This window comes from Echinicola sediminis (assembly GCF_054777495.1).
This window is the reverse complement of record NZ_BAAHAP010000114.1, coordinates 1-14,928: the sequence shown is the minus strand read 5'-3', so window position 1 is coordinate 14,928 and position 14,928 is coordinate 1. Positions and strand designations below refer to the sequence as shown.

11 protein-coding genes are annotated in these 14,928 nt (G+C 41.0%); 4 read left to right on the top strand and 7 right to left on the bottom strand.

Annotation, left to right across the window (positions count from 1 at the left end; translation table 11 throughout):
- On the top strand, positions 1–198 hold a 198-nt coding region (locus ACYVAA_RS19860), incomplete at its 5' end, for a hypothetical protein (protein WP_460545140.1).
- A gap of 41 nt (positions 199–239) precedes the next feature.
- Positions 240–1,166, top strand: coding sequence for an SAM-dependent methyltransferase (locus ACYVAA_RS19855; protein WP_460545138.1), 927 nt, complete (start codon positions 240–242; stop codon positions 1,164–1,166).
- Between the two features lie 505 nt (positions 1,167–1,671).
- On the opposite strand, the gene ACYVAA_RS19850 is transcribed toward ACYVAA_RS19855, so the two are convergent.
- The 6 genes from ACYVAA_RS19850 to ACYVAA_RS19825 form a co-directional block, all read right to left on the bottom strand.
- Positions 1,672–1,890 carry a hypothetical protein gene (locus ACYVAA_RS19850; RefSeq protein ID WP_460545135.1) on the bottom strand — a complete coding sequence of 73 codons (219 nt, stop codon included), beginning with the start codon at positions 1,888–1,890 and terminating at the stop codon, positions 1,672–1,674.
- A 242-nt stretch (positions 1,891–2,132) separates the two neighbouring features.
- Positions 2,133–4,298 carry an alpha-N-acetylglucosaminidase gene (locus ACYVAA_RS19845; protein WP_460545133.1) on the bottom strand — a complete coding sequence of 722 codons (2,166 nt, stop codon included), beginning with the start codon at positions 4,296–4,298 and terminating at the stop codon, positions 2,133–2,135.
- Positions 4,299–4,381: 83 nt separating this feature from the next.
- Positions 4,382–5,923 (bottom strand): RagB/SusD family nutrient uptake outer membrane protein, encoded by a 1,542-nt coding sequence (locus tag ACYVAA_RS19840; RefSeq protein WP_460545131.1) that lies wholly within the window; start codon positions 5,921–5,923, stop codon positions 4,382–4,384.
- A gap of 11 nt (positions 5,924–5,934) precedes the next feature.
- Positions 5,935–8,874, bottom strand: coding sequence for a SusC/RagA family TonB-linked outer membrane protein (locus tag ACYVAA_RS19835; protein ID WP_460545142.1), 2,940 nt, complete (start codon positions 8,872–8,874; stop codon positions 5,935–5,937).
- A 260-nt stretch (positions 8,875–9,134) separates the two neighbouring features.
- A complete protein-coding gene (locus ACYVAA_RS19830) occupies positions 9,135–9,968 on the bottom strand; it encodes a sugar phosphate isomerase/epimerase family protein (protein WP_460545129.1) in 834 nt (277 codons plus the stop codon).
- A gap of 2 nt (positions 9,969–9,970) precedes the next feature.
- On the bottom strand, positions 9,971–10,708 hold the full coding sequence (locus ACYVAA_RS19825) for a phytanoyl-CoA dioxygenase family protein (protein ID WP_460545127.1): 738 nt from the start codon (positions 10,706–10,708) through the stop codon (positions 9,971–9,973).
- A 346-nt stretch (positions 10,709–11,054) separates the two neighbouring features.
- On the opposite strand from ACYVAA_RS19825, the gene ACYVAA_RS19820 reads away from it, so the two are divergent.
- Positions 11,055–13,289, top strand: a complete 2,235-nt coding sequence (locus tag ACYVAA_RS19820) for a glycosyl hydrolase family 95 catalytic domain-containing protein (RefSeq protein WP_460545125.1) — start codon at positions 11,055–11,057, stop codon at positions 13,287–13,289.
- A gap of 32 nt (positions 13,290–13,321) precedes the next feature.
- On the opposite strand, the gene ACYVAA_RS19815 is transcribed toward ACYVAA_RS19820, so the two are convergent.
- A complete protein-coding gene (locus ACYVAA_RS19815) occupies positions 13,322–14,173 on the bottom strand; it encodes a helix-turn-helix domain-containing protein (protein ID WP_460545122.1) in 852 nt (283 codons plus the stop codon).
- A gap of 475 nt (positions 14,174–14,648) precedes the next feature.
- Between ACYVAA_RS19815 and ACYVAA_RS19810 the strand changes: the two genes are divergently transcribed.
- On the top strand, positions 14,649–14,928 hold a 280-nt coding region (locus tag ACYVAA_RS19810; RefSeq protein ID WP_460545120.1), incomplete at its 3' end, for an RNA polymerase sigma factor.

The following is a 14,928-nucleotide window of genomic DNA, read 5'->3' as shown; positions in this document are numbered from 1 at the left end:
GGAAAATCCATGTTGTTAAAAATAAATTTTATAGGAGATTTTATGAAAAGGGAGTTGAGAAAAAATTCAGTAGTTTCTAGCCTTCAGAATAAACACTCCACTGAGCATCAATGGTACCTTAAAGGTTCACGTATAATTAGCCCTTTAGCATCGCTTGTTTTTAATGTTAAGGGGAGAGTAATAAAACGGTGCTTTTAATGGGATTCTAATCTGTTCTAATTTTATTAAAAGATTTAACCATGGCCAATAAGAAGGATTTAGATCATACATATACAACAATCGATCGAATTTTCCGGTTGAGCATTGGGGAAATGGCAGATTTCAGCGGGGCAAAATATGATGGGGATTTTTCAAGGTCCTTAGAACAGGCCCAACATGAAAAGCATAGATATATTGCCCAAAGACTTCATATCACCATAGATAGCAAGGTGTTGGATATGGGGTGTGGCTGGGGTGGTTTCATGAACTTTATTAAACAAGAAATTGGAGCAAGTTGTCTTGGGCTTACTTTATCCAGAGGTCAGGCCTTTGCCTGTGAAAAGAACGGATTAAACGTGTTGGTTAAAGACTGCAGAAAAGTTACGGTTGATGAAATAGGTCAGTTTGATAGTATCGTCTGTATTGGGGCACTGGAACATTTTTGTTCCCTAGAAGAATGGAAATCAGGAAATCAGGAAAAAATTTACCGTGAATTTTTTAAAACTGTTTATGACTTATTAGTGCCTGGCGGTAGGGTTTATGTACAGTCCATGGTATTCGGGAAAAACATGATTGATTATAAAGATATTAATATCACTGCTGAAAAGGACTCCCCAGGCTATTTATTGGCGTTAATGATTAAAGAGTTTCCGGGTTCTTGGTTGCCTTTTGGAGCAAAAATGATTACTAGAAGTGCCGCTCCCTACTTTAGGCTTATTTCCAAAAATAGCGGAAGACTGGATTATATAGAAACGATCAGGCAATGGAGGATAAGATTCAGGTCTTTTAGCATGAATAAGTATGCGATTTACTTATCCCTCTTCTTCAAGTTTCTGTTTAAAGGACAACTAAAAGAGCGATTTACCATATTCTCTACCAGTCCTAATAAACGGTGTTTTGAAAAAGAAATTATGGATCACTTTAGGATGGTTTTTGAAAAAAATGAGACTTTCTTGCCTAACAACTGAACAAGGAGTATCCTTGCCTAATCTATTTACTAAGTTTCATTAAAAATCTTGACGGTACCAAACAGCTCAAAAACTAAAAAGGTAAGGACATACAAGTTTAAGTCAGCGGAGAACTCGTTAAACTAACATTTAACCCGAAATCCGCATTGACCTATCTGTTACGGACTGAAAAAGCTTTAAAATCAGTTGCTTCGCTGCTGTTTTCGACTCTGCCTGGCAGCTAGAAAAGGTAACCATCCGCCGCGCCTGTCTGCCCAGGCAGGGTGGATGCTTCAGTCTCCAAACAGCCTGAATTTCTTGCATTTTCAGTCCTTCCCGACAGTAGTCGGGAGAGGCAATAACGAATCCTATTGCATAATTCGGCTTGAAGAATAGGAGGGGAAATAAGCTCCCCTCTATCTAAAAGCAATGGTTCGGTATGATGCCAATGCCGCTTTATTGACCATGGGTCAAGATAATAGTCCTTGGTCAGTAATTGCCCAAGTCTATTCCACCTTCAATATTTTTAATTTTCTTTCCACTCTTTTGGCTTGTAGAAAATGATGACCTGAATAAGAATGGACATTAGTATCAGTAATATTATTTCCCCCTGTGTAAATTCTATGGTATCCTTTGCTTTGTTGCTGATGAACACTTGTCGTCTGCTTTCCTCCAGTTGGGTTTTCGATAAATCGTACAAACGCTGATTTATCTTGTCTATACGGTCAAGCAAGGGCGCCATCATGCTGTTCGACTTTTTTCAGTGCTGCAATCTCCTCCTTTAGTTGTTCAAAAACAGAGAATAGGTTCTAAATTATTGATTTGTGATTCACTTTGTAAGTACTGACAGTATTAGGGCCAAACTCTTTTTTGGATGATCTGGAAAAGTTTGCTAATCTAAGACGAATTTTTAACAATAATATGGAGAATAAGATTCTATAAAAAAAGAGACAGCAAGCACTGTCTCCTTTTAGTTATTGATTTGTCTTAATTGATACTTTCGACCTCTTGAATGACCTGTTTCAAATTATCCAAAGGATGATCAAATGGGACCGTATTGTTTTCCCACTTTGAGGTAATCCAATTTTCTTCCCAAGCCTTGATATCGAATTCATATCCTGATTTCTTGGCATCCAACCAATTTTCCCATCTTTCAGCATAATAATCAGCCACTAATCCGCTCCAGGTCCTGGCGGAATATTCATTCACTCCTGCACCCCAAGTAGTGATTAGTCGCTTGGCATTACTTTCATAGTATAGTTTCTCTTCCGGATTGTCTCCAAAATTCCATGCAAGTTGAACCCAGTTTTTCAATTGATGATTTGGGTGAGAGGCAAGTAGTCGATCTACCTCCTTCATGGTATCGATGGCTTTTTGATACAAATCCCATTTTTCCGGGCCATCTTCCATTGCCTTTGCCTTTTCCAGCATCAAATCTATTTTGAGTCCAATCAATTGGGCTCCTAGTTCTATGGCATCATATAGGTATAAGGAACTCTCACCAAGTTCACCCGATGCACTTAGAAAAGCCTTAACAGCTAGTTCAAAATTTTCTGACTGATGAACAGTTCCTTTTACTTCCTCGGTAGGCCTAAACTGATACCTGAATCTGGGATGGTCTGTAAATGTTCCCAAAGCAGATTCCTGTAGCAATTCATAAGCCTTTTTCAATTCTTGTGGATAGCCACCATATCTAGATTTACAATAAGCAGCAATCCATTTTTCAAGCGGGATGGATTTATTTCTCCAGGCCCAATCGGCAAGTAATTCATAGATGATTTCATTATTCTCAATTCCTTCTGGAGCAAATCCAAAGCCTACCAAATTACCTTTGTCTTTATAATCAATTACTTCTTGGGGGGCTTTGGCATAAAAATCCAATACGCCGTTTAAAGGGACTTTTCCCCCCATATTTGGAATAAAACTGTAGATCCACTGCTTGCCAAAAAAACCTTTATACATTTTCCAAGAGTAGGGGATTTTCCAAAACAAAGCATTGTATTCGTTGGCCATATCCAAAATCAGGAGCCTGTCATCGGGGATTTTGGACATCATGGCCTGAAGTCTCTCCGGGGTCCAAAACAGTTTTCCCTCCTTATCCCTATGATAGGGGAAAGTCCAGCCCTGCATTACCCAAACGGCATCCGGATTGGCATCCGCAATGGGGGCGAATACAGCCTCACCATAACTTGCCAGTTCCTCTTTTGCTTCTTCTGGATCATCGGATAAAGGAACATCCATTTCATTGAAGCTGTCTGCTAGATAATATTTGCCCTCACCAAATTCTTTTTCCCATTCTTCAATATAGAGCTTACCTATTTTGTGAAATAGTTCACTTTTTGGCGAAAGGATCTGTACCTTTTCATCAAATCCTCCCCATCCCAACTCTCTTAGGCTTTCTTTTGGATAAATCCGCTGTATACCTTTGGGTACAAAGCCAGCAAAGGCATGGACAATTGGGGACATACCCAGTTCGGACATTCTATCCTGCATTTTGTGGGCCAGCTCAAGCTGTTTATCAAAAAAGGACATAGGAGGTGGCCCATCCCAACTCCCGATATTGCCCATCCTGTTCCAAGGAAAATGGGCAGGACCAGAAAAATAATCCAACACTTCTTCATCGGTCAAGCCAAGTTTTTTGAAAGTTCTGAAAAGGATGGCTTCGTGGGCACCCGCAATAAGTGGCATATTAAAACCGTGCATGGCCATCCAGTCAATTTCTTTTTCCCATCGTTCCCAATCCCAATAAGGGGAAGTATAGCCGTGAGTGACAGTGTTGAGGTAATACCTGAACTTAAACGGGGTTTTTACTTCTGTTGTGTAATCAGGTAGTTTTTCAGGAATGTAGATCCTATTCCCAGACCAGCTGATAATCGAATGGGTAGCGTTTTTCAGGTAGTCATAGACGCCCCTCGTAAGTGTGGTGGAAGAGGTTCCCCGTACCACCACAGCTCCTTCCGAGGCATCTATATGGTAAAAGTCCAGTGAGTCCTTTGCTACCAGTTCAAGTTGGAATTTTCGGGCATTTTCCGGGCCTAGGACTCTTTCTAATACTTGATAGGCATGGATAATCTCAGCAGGTTTTGATGGAGCCTGTTCACACCCTGCAAAAAGAAGAAGAATGATGCCTAGTAAAATTTGGATGTACTTCATGTTAGTTTATTTGATAATACCCTTTTTTTTAAGGTTTAATGTAACAGTTGCGGGCTTATTAGCAGCCCGCAACTGAACAGGTATTAATAGCCCGGATTCTGGGATAATAGATCATTATTGATCAGTTCAAACTCAGGAATTGGCCAGGTATAATCCCTGGGAGCGGTAAATACCCTGTCTTCAAGAGGCACTACAGCTAGAGCTGGTTTATTCATGGTAGATTCCAATAGTTTCCATCGATGGTAATCATAATATAAGATACCTTCACCGACCAATTCAATGATCCTTTCTCTTCTAATGATCTCCCTGAATTGCTCTTTTGTCAATCCTGCCAATTGGATGGGAGGGACTATTATGTCGGATCCGTCGTCTGCAGCTCCTTTTCCTGCACGAGTCCTGAGTTCATTTACCAGATCAAGAATTTGCTGATTCGGTCCCTGAACTTCGTTAATTGCTTCGGCATAGCCCAGATACATCTCTGCTAATCGGAAGATGATGTGATCATTATGGCTTCTTTGCTCCGCAGTTTCGCTGGGATCAATGAATTTTCTGAAATTAAACCAGGTACCTGTGTTTTCAAAAATAGCCCCTTCATAGTTTACGGTTTCTCTCCAGTCAAAAACCGTTTGCTTTAATCGGGGGTCCCTATTTTCAAAGGGTGCTTGCGGATTGTATAACGGGCTGGTTTCAATGGACTCACCGTTGATGTCAGGATAGGTTTCCACTAAGGCCACAGTGGGAGAGAAAATATTCCATGATGCATGGAAGCTCACAGGGCCAAGCATCTGTCCAAGGCTGTGGTATTGACCTTCCATATCGGCATTGATACGGGATAGGATCACCTCATTACTTCCGTCACCTTCAGGTCGGAATAGCTCCGTGTAATTTGGGTGAAGGCTAAATCCTCCATTATCCATGATGTCTTTGGCCAATGCGGCACTTTCATTAAGCATCTCGTTATTACCTTCCAAAGTGCCTTCATAAAGCAGAATTCTGGATTTAAGAGCCTTTGCTGCCCATACGGTGATTCTCCCAAATTCGGGACTATATCCCGGATTTGATAATTCACTAATGGTTTGGTCAAGTTCATTGATTACGAAATTGAGCACTTCAGCCCTGTTGTTAGGGGCCACCTTTCCCTCGCTGATATCAAGAACCTCTTCTACAATAGGTACATTACCGAATTGGTACATCAGGCGATAGTGAGCCCAAGCGCGTATAAAGCGCATCTGTCCCTTGTATTTAGCCATAAGGCTTGCTTCTACAGGGGCTTTGTCCACATTGTTCAAGAACCAGTTGGCATCTCTTATGGTGCCATAGGCTGAAGTCCACAGGGAATTGACCACGCTGGAACCAGGGTTTATCCCCCCGGTGGAAATTTCTTTTGTGGAACCTGTCTGGCTGTAAATTACTTCTGTGAATCCGTCCCATTCTATTTGGCCGACGTTTTCAAGTGTCAAATAGGCCGCATTGGCGGCCTGGGCTACCTGTTCTTCGGAATTCCAGAACTCATCTTCTGAAAGGGCAGTTACCGGTAATTTGGTAATGTCCTCTTCTACACATGAACTCAATGAAAGGGAAGATATTCCGATAGCTATGATTGATATATATGCTATTTTATTCATCGCTTTTGGGTTTAGAATTTAACATTTAAACCAATGGTATATGTTTTCAATGGCGGGATGTTCAAACCATTGGATTCTGGATCAAATCCAGGTCTGAAACTGGAAGCTGTAAGGACATTTGTGCCTGTTACATAGAACCGTAGACTATTTAGGAACTTATTGTCCTTGAGGGGCACAGTGTATCCCAACTGGATGTTTTTCAACCTTAAATAGGAACCGTTGAAACTCCAATAATCCGAATTGGTATAGAAGTTTTGAAAATAGGTTTGTTGACCAAAGAGTAACAACCTTGGGTAATCGCCATTTTGGTTATTCTCACTCCAGGCATTCTGGGCCTCTTCAGGTATCCAGGCATAATTTCCAAAAAGGTCATTGTTCTTGTATTGTTGGGTTTTGCCAACCCCTTGAATAAAGGCCTGAAAATCGAAGTTTTTCCAATTGGCATCCAAGGATAGTCCATAGGAGATTTTAGGTACGGTTTCGGCAATGACAACACGGTCTTCAAAATCGAGTTTTCCGTCTCCATTATGGTCAATATACTTGATGTCGCCGGCGGAGGTGTTTGGGTTGATACCTGAAGTCAAAGAACTCCTATAGGCTTCAGCCTCTGCTTCTGATGTTAAAATACCATCGGACTTATATCCATAAATGGCGCCAAGGGGATCTCCGACACGGTAACTAGTGCTGAATTCTGAAAATGCATCGGTCAATTCAATGATCTCATTATTATTATAGGATCCGACTAGGGTTACACCATATTGCAGTCCATTTCCTAGGGAGTTTCTATGATTGATGGAAAGCTCAAGGCCACTGTTTTTTACCTTGCCCGCATTGATGGCAGGTCCGTTTCTATTGGTACCTACTGTTCCTTGAACAGGACTCGGCAATAAAATATCATCGGTTATTTTATTGTAAAGATCAATGGACCCTCCAATCTTTCCGTTGTTAAAGGAGAAGTCAATACCAATATTGGCAGAATTGGTGGTTTCCCACTTTAAGTTTCTAAAAGGAATGCCGCCTTCACTTGCTGTCACAGCGACAAGGTCTCCCGCACCAAAATAATAGGAACCAAAGCCGATGTTGGAAAAGTAACTTCCATTGACCCTGTTATTACCGCTGACACCATAGGAAGCTCTAAGTTTCAGCATTTCCATGCTTTCTATCCCAAAGAAGTCCTCCCTGGATATCAGCCAGCCTGCTGATGCTGCAGGGAAAAATCCATAGCGGTTTTCCGGCGCAAATACAGAGGACCCATCGTATCTTCCAGCTAGTTCCAAGAAGTATTTTTCGGCATAATTATAGTTGATCCTTGCTACAGCTGATTGAAGGGCACTTTCGGTGGTATTGCTGTTCAACCCGGTGATATCTTCCTTGTCTCCAGAGTTGGGTGCATTGAATTCTGTGAGCAGATCATCAAACTGAAAGTTTACCCTGCTGGCAGATAGGAAAGAATTTTTGTCAAATTGCACGTCCCATCCTGCCAAGGCATTGAAGTAATGCTTGTCAATTGTCTTCTCATAGCTAAGGAAAGTCTGGACATTTAATTGGCGGTTGTCAGCGAAAGTCCTGCTTAAACTGTTGATGTCTGAGAACCAAGGAGGACCATTGGTCGTTGATCCTTTATAGATATTGGAATAAGACTTACTGTTGAGAAATATCCCTGAGAATCTTCCAATAGCCTTTAAACCCGGAAGGATTTCCCAGTCCAAATTGGTGTTAAGCGTAAACGTTTTACCGATAGAATTGCTCGTTCCTGCTTCCAATTCCCACAAGGCATTCCAAAATCCCCTACTATAATTGCCCGCTTGATTGAGAAATGCAAATGGAGCATCAGGTTCAGCGCTCTGACGGACAGGTAAAAACGGTGCAGTTGAATTTAAGTGCGTATAAATATTGTCAATACCACTGTTTACACTCGGAGAAGTATTATCGGTAATGATATAACTCAGATTGGTGGATAGCTTTATATTATCTCTTAAATGCGTATTTAGATTGGTTCTGAAGCTATACTGAGCGCCTTCAATGCCCTTTTTCATGATACCGTCAATACTTCTGTAACCAAAGGCCAGATAGTAGTTTGTTTTCTCATTTCCTCCGGTAGCACTTAGATAGTGCCGTTTGGAATGTTCCGTTTTTAGGACTTCTTTTTTCCAATCGGTATCGGCATACCAATGGTCTGTGCCAGCACGGAACAGATTGATTTGATCTTCTGAAAACAAAGCCTGTCCACCGGAATTTAACGAAGCTTCGTTCATTATTTGGGCAGAGGCTACTGATCCTACTGTTTTCTGTGTAGTAGTCAAATCACTCCATCCAAAATAAGTTTCATAACTGAATTGTACCTTTTCATTGCTACCTGATTTTGTTGTGATCAAGACCACACCGGCTGCCGCTCTTGAACCATATATGGCTGAGGCAGCTCCATCTTTCAATATGGAAATGCTTTCAATATCATTGGGATCAACAGTCAGCGCATTTTGTGGGATACCGTCAACGATAAACAAGGGGGAATTATTACCAATAGTGGTGGAGCCCCTGACCAAAAAGCCCAGGCCCTGGTTATACCCTGCATCACGGACAAAAAGACCGGGAGCCCTTCCTTGTAGTGCAGAGCCAATATTAGGCTGGGTGATTGTCCCAAGTTCCTTGGCTTCAACAGTGGTTACCGAACTGGTAACGTTAGCCTTTTTCTGGGTACCGTAGCCAACGACTACGACTTCATTCAAGGAGCTGATATCTTCTTCCAGAACGATATTTAATACGGATGCAGCACCCACGGTTACCTGTTGGGGTTTCATGCCTATAAAGGAAAAAGACAGTATATCACCCTCTTCGGCCTCAATGGTGAATTTCCCATCCAAATCGGTGACAATGCCCATATTGGAACCGATTTTCAGGATACTTACACCAGGGATAGGGCTTCCATTGATATCTTTTACGGTACCCGATATTTCCTTGAATACATTTTTGTTTTTAGCAGTAGAAATTTTTGGGAGGCTTTCCGAAAACGCTTACTTTTGAACTCCTGAAAGTAATAAGCCTATACTCAGGAGAATCATTTTCCATTTTGAGTATGGCCAATTTTTTTTGGTAAAATTTTTCATAATTTTGAGTGTTTTTGGGTTAGACATGAGCATGTTGAACTCAATTCATCCGGGCAAAGTGGAAGTTTGTCCGGATACTTTTTAATGCTTGTTTTTACATAGGCATTTTATTTTGATGTAAATGAAAGCTCTCGGTGTATTTTTTTGATTTCTTCTGCAATGAAGTGATTAATGCCCCATTGGTCACCTAAAAGCTTATCTCCAAGTGGTTGATAGAGGGCATAAGGGCTAGGCCCGTATTCAGGAGTCACTGTAATCCATTCACGGCCATCCTGTATTGCCTGGAGCAGCATCGATTTCCACCATGACTTGAATTGGTTTAACTCAGGTTCATACCTGTTGTCCCTTGGGTCAATGACTTGGGGACTTTGCGAGGATCCCACTCTGGCATGAATGTGATAGGTATGACGGATAGCTTGTTTCACCGTCTCCTCCTGGTCTTCCAGCAAGCTTTCAGACACACAGCACCAATGGGAAAGATCGGCGGTCAATTTGAGCTCTTTGCTTTCGTCCAAGTAACTTTTGCAAACATGGGCAGCATAGGAAAATCTAGATCGGTGAGTTTCATGGGTGATAGGCACTCCGGTACTTTTTTCTATTTCTTGACCTGTTTCAATTAATTGCAGGTTTTCCTTAGGAGAGAAGTAATCCTTGCCGGTATGGCTGTTCACCAATATAGGCTTACAATCAGCTAACCTTTGTAGGTGGTATTGATAGGACTTAAGATGGTCCTGGTAACTGTGTGATTGGGTTTCCCAATGTTGGGCGATAAACTCCAGGTCATGATCTTTAATCATGTCTAAAATGCGTCCTCTTTCAATCCTGGATTCGGGAATGCCAATTTCCACGCCCGCAAACCCTGCTTCCTTAATATCATTTAGGAACTTTTTCCAAGGAATATGGTCACTTCCCCAACGAGGATATATAAGCTTAAGCTGCATTTCTAGATCGTCTTATTCCTGAATTCCCTTTTTCCGGTATGGTCTACTCCCTGACTTCTTTGTAATTGGATCATGGATTCTGGGCGAAAATTAAGGATCAAGGCTCTTCTTTGGTTTGGGGTAGTATTGCCCCTGCTATAATGAAGCGTGAAGCCATCATGAAAGGAACAGCCACCCGGGGATAAAGGAATGCTCTGGGCATGGCTGTCATCTGTATCACAATAAAGGGCACCTCCATTGGGCAAAGCTTGGTGGGGGAGGATGTTTTCGGCCGTGTTTTTAGAGATAAACCACATGCAGCCATTTTCTTCTGTGACTTGATCAAGGGCTATCCAGCAGCTTACTGCTCTTTTGTCTGGCATATTGATCCAATAAGCGGCATCCTGATGCCATGGGGTAGCGGTGTTGGTGTAGGGCGCTTTGTTGATGAACATATCAAAATCCAATGCGATGTCATCACCTAATAATTTCTTGGCCCATTTTAGTGCGTTGGCATAGGCTGGGCTTTCCAGTAATCTGGGTTCAATCGTACTGGGCCGCATTATCTGTGTGATGCGTTCCACACTGGTTTGTTTTTCCCCACCGGCCAGATCACTGCGAAGTCCTGCCGTTTTGGACTTGTCAGCCAGCAATTCATCATAGATGGTCAACAGCTCTTTGGTTTCTTCTTGGTTTATTAGCGAATCCAAGTGGGTAAAGCCCCTGTTTAAGAAATCTTCCTTTTTAATGGTTTCTGTCATGAAAATAAAATTTTGATATCCAAATATTGGAGTTTATTTCTTGAAAGGCTTTCAATATTGTATTACCCTATTTTTTTATACATCTTTTATGGCAATCATTCGGATATTCGGCCTATCATTTTGAAGTAGTTTTTTAAAGATTTCTAGTTCAAAAGGTGGGCAAGGGACTAAAAAGTGAAACAAGCATTGATAGAGATAAAAAGGAATCCTTCAGTGCATTGATAATATAATATTGTAATCAAAAGTAGATTTTATGATGTTAAAGTTAAGTTCAACGTTTTATCTCCACTTATGCTGTGGGATATTGTCAGTGTATTTGTCATCCTGTAAATCGGGAAAAAAAACAGTGAGCGACGAAAGTCCCATCAAATTTCCATATGAGCTATCTTTCGAGGATTTACCCGGTTCTTGGGATGAAGGCTTACCTTTGGGCAATGGAAAAGTGGGTGCCCTGCTGTGGGAAAAGGAAGGGAATCTTCGATTTTCTCTAGATCATGTGGGGTTATGGGATTTACGTCCCATGGATAACCTTAACGTTAAAGAATGGAGTTATCAGTGGGTGAAGAAACAATGGGAAAAAGATGAATACCATAAAGTGCAGGAATTGTTCGACCATCCCTATGACCAATCACCGGCACCTTCCAAAATACCTGGGGCTGCTTTGGAATTTGGCCAATCGGGCTTAGGAAAGGTAAAAAAAGTAAAGTTGGAGCTTGGCCGTGCACTAAGTGAGGTGGAATGGGATTCCGGCACCCGTCTAAAAACCTTTGTCCATGCTGAAAAGAATGTCGGATTTTTTGAGTTCGAAGGGGTTGAAGAAGGTTTTCTTCCTGAACTGATTGTTCCAAGGTATGTAAGTGAAATCATATCTGCGAAAGAGGATCCTGTTACAGGGCAGGATTTAAGAAGACTTGGTTATGAAAAAGGCACGGTAAACCGAACAGATTCCACTTTGGTGTATGAACAAAGGGGGTGGGGAGGCTTTTCTTATCAGGTGGCCGTAAAATGGAAATATATAAATGAAAAGTTGACAGGAGTATGGTCCATCAGTACTCGGGAAAGAAGGGACGAGGCCAATAGCAATGCGCAAAAGATCATAGAAGAGGCCTTGAATAATGGATTTGAGCATTATTTTGCCTCTCATTTGGCTTGGTGGAAAGCATTTTGGTCTAAATCCAGTATTAACATTCCGGATGTAGTATTGGAAAAGCAATGGTACCTGGAGCAATATAAATTTGGGGCTGCAGCAAGGGCTGATGGACCACCTATTTCTTTACAGGCCGTTTGGACAGCCGATAATGGTAAATTACCTCCCTGGAAAGGAGATTATCATCATGATTTAAATACCCAGCTAAGCTATTGGCCTGCCTACAGTGCGGATCATCTGGAACTTGAATATGGATTTACCAATTGGCTTTGGGAACACAAAGATACTTTCAGAAACTATACCCAAAATTACTTTGGTGTAGATGGAATAAATGTACCGGGAGTGACTACCTTGAAAGGAGAGCCTATGGGGGGATGGATCCAATACTCATTTGGTCCGACGGTTTCAGGTTGGTTGGCCCAGCACTTCTACCTACACTGGAAATATAGCATGGATAGGGAGTATCTAGAATCCCGGGCTTATCCTTGGTTCAAGGAAGTAGCCGTTTTTTTTGACCAGATAGCAGAAAGAGACGCAGAGGGTAAGCGTAAATTGCCGATAAGTTCCTCTCCAGAGTTCCATGATAATAGAAAAGAAGCCTGGTTTGGGGAAACCACCAATTTTGATTTGGCTATCATCCGTTATGTTTATTCAAAAGCCGCAGAATTGGCAATGGAATTAGGGGAAAAAGAAGAGGCCGTATCTTGGAACAAAATCCTAAATGAATGGCCAGAATTGGCTATTGATCCTTCCTCCGGCTTGATGGTAGCGCCCGCTGAAGAATATGAACAGTCGCACAGGCACTTTTCCCATCTGATGGGCATCCACCCATTAGGATTGATCAATTGGTCGGATGGACCGGAAGCTCAAGAAATAATGATGAATACTGTCAATAATTTAAAAAAGCAGGGTTCTTCTGCATGGGTTGGTTATTCATTTAGTTGGTTAGCGAATCTTCAAGCACGTATGCTAGATGGGGAAGGGGCTGCGGAAACACTCAAGGTTTTTGCCACGAGTTTTTGCCTGCCCAATAGTTTCCATGTAAACGGGGATCAATCAGGCAAGGGATATACCAATTTTACTTACAGGCCCTTTACCTTGGAAGGAAACTTTGCATTTGCTGCGGGTTTGCAGGAAATGCTTCTTCAGAGTCATGAAGGCTTTATTCGACTATTTCCTGCTGTACCAAATAGCTGGGAAAAGGCTTCATTTCAAGGTTTTTTAGCAGAAGGTGGATTCAAGATCAGTGCTGATAAGCAAAGTCAACAAAAATACCTTGCAGAGGTGCTAGCCCGTAATGGGGGGAGGCTTAAAATAATTAACCCCTTCGAAACAGCAGCTTTGATAAACGGACAAAAAATAGCGAAAGGGGGCTATTATGAAATAACAATGGAAGTAGGGGAGAAGTGTAGTGTGGAGATTGAAAAGTTGTAACATAAAAATGAGGGAACGATCCGTTCCCTCATTTAATTATTTTCCTGCATATAGGCCTTTGGAGTAAGTCCGGTATACTTTTTAAAGGTAGTTGCAAAGTATTGGGATGAGGAGAAGCCCAAAGAGTAAGCAACTTCTGTTACTGAATTATTTTCTATTAACTTGGTTTTAGCTTTCTCAATTTTCATCCGATTAATGTATTCTTTTGGGGGCATTCCTGCTTTTTCTTTAAACCATGATTTAAAGTAGGCCTCTGATACATTGATCAATTCGGCCAATTCATCCAGGTAAATTGTCCTGTAAATATTCTTTTGAATAAAATCATCGATTTGATTTAGCCTTTTGGAAATGGAGACTGCCTGCTCTTTACTGGCGAGCTCCAAGGTTTCCAACAATAATTGGGTAAGAAGTTGGTTGAGGGTGATTTTGGAGATGATCGTTTGGCTTTTTTGAAGAGTTTTTTTGATTTTCTCCAGTATGGGTTTGACAAAAAATGTCCCCTTGAATACCTGGGCAGATTTGGACTTTAATAAGTCTAAAAGATGAGCGGCTTCTTTTTTGGTCATGTTACACAGTTTTCCCAAGTGCTCATCCATTGAAATTTGTACCCAGTAAAGCTCTCCCTTTCCTTCCGGATAATCCCCAGTACTGTGTAAGGTGTCGGGCGGAACGATCACAAATTCATTTCCCTGCAATCTCACTTTCTTACCCTTGATAATATAGTACTGCTGGCCTTTGATGCAAAAGCAAATCTCAAGAATATGGGTGTGGATGTGGTTTTCTAGGTGCGGTTTGGCCTCGGTGTACCTATAGTGCCCAAAGCTCGCCCCTCTTTTTATGCCAAAATCCTTAAAGCTATATACCGATCTTTCGTGGTTGCTCATGGCGATAAATTCTAATTACAAGATTACGATATTTTTATATTAATTATAGAAAAATCGTTCAAGAGAAGATGTGATCAAACAATTTTAAACATCAGTCAATAATTCTATAACAAAAAGGTAATAGCTCGATGGATCTTTACTTATAAAGCAATAATCGTTTAACCTCGGAATAACCAAAAGAAACTCTGACAAAGATGTCCCTTAAGGTTATTATTTAAGTGCACAGTTTATTTCAAGATACATTTGTTAATGAATTGCGAGTGTGGTTGCCCTATTTAAAATAGGTTATTAGAAGGGCTTCTTATTTGTTTTTTTAGTTGTAAAAACAATAAATTGAAGTTTAATGTATGGTAAAATCATTGTTTGAAATTTTTTTTATTTCGTTTTTTTATGAAAAAACTTTTTGATAATTGGGTACATTTAGTCTAGTCATCCCCTCTTATATATGAAGATGTCATAGTAAACAGCTGCTTAGATGAATGAACCCCAAAATAACCGTTTACTAAAAACTGAGTCTACTGATGAATCCCTTATGATGCATCATCAAAGGCAAGTAACCGTGGTCTATACGGAAAAAACTGATGCTGAAATTTGGAGCTCTTTTAAAAGAGGGGATGAGTTAGCTTTTAATTATATCTACAGAAAGTACACTCCAGAACTCTATAATTATGGTTTTCAAATTTCCGGAAATGAGCCCATGACCAAGGATTGTATCCAAATGATGTTCATCTCGCTCAGAAGAAAAAGGGAAAAAC

Excerpts from the sequence above, each read along its gene's own strand:
- ACYVAA_RS19850 (WP_460545135.1), bottom strand. The coding sequence starts at position 1,890 with ATGATGGCGCCCTTGCTTGACCGTATAGACAAGATAAATCAGCGTTTG.
- ACYVAA_RS19840 (WP_460545131.1), bottom strand. The coding sequence starts at position 5,923 with ATGAATAAAATAGCATATATATCAATCATAGCTATCGGAATATCTTCC.
- ACYVAA_RS19815 (WP_460545122.1), bottom strand. The coding sequence starts at position 14,173 with ATGAGCAACCACGAAAGATCGGTATATAGCTTTAAGGATTTTGGCATA.
- ACYVAA_RS19855 (WP_460545138.1), top strand. The coding sequence starts at position 240 with ATGGCCAATAAGAAGGATTTAGATCATACATATACAACAATCGATCGA.
- ACYVAA_RS19825 (WP_460545127.1), bottom strand. The coding sequence starts at position 10,708 with ATGACAGAAACCATTAAAAAGGAAGATTTCTTAAACAGGGGCTTTACC.
- ACYVAA_RS19830 (WP_460545129.1), bottom strand. The coding sequence starts at position 9,968 with ATGCAGCTTAAGCTTATATATCCTCGTTGGGGAAGTGACCATATTCCT.
- ACYVAA_RS19845 (WP_460545133.1), bottom strand. The coding sequence starts at position 4,298 with ATGAAGTACATCCAAATTTTACTAGGCATCATTCTTCTTCTTTTTGCA.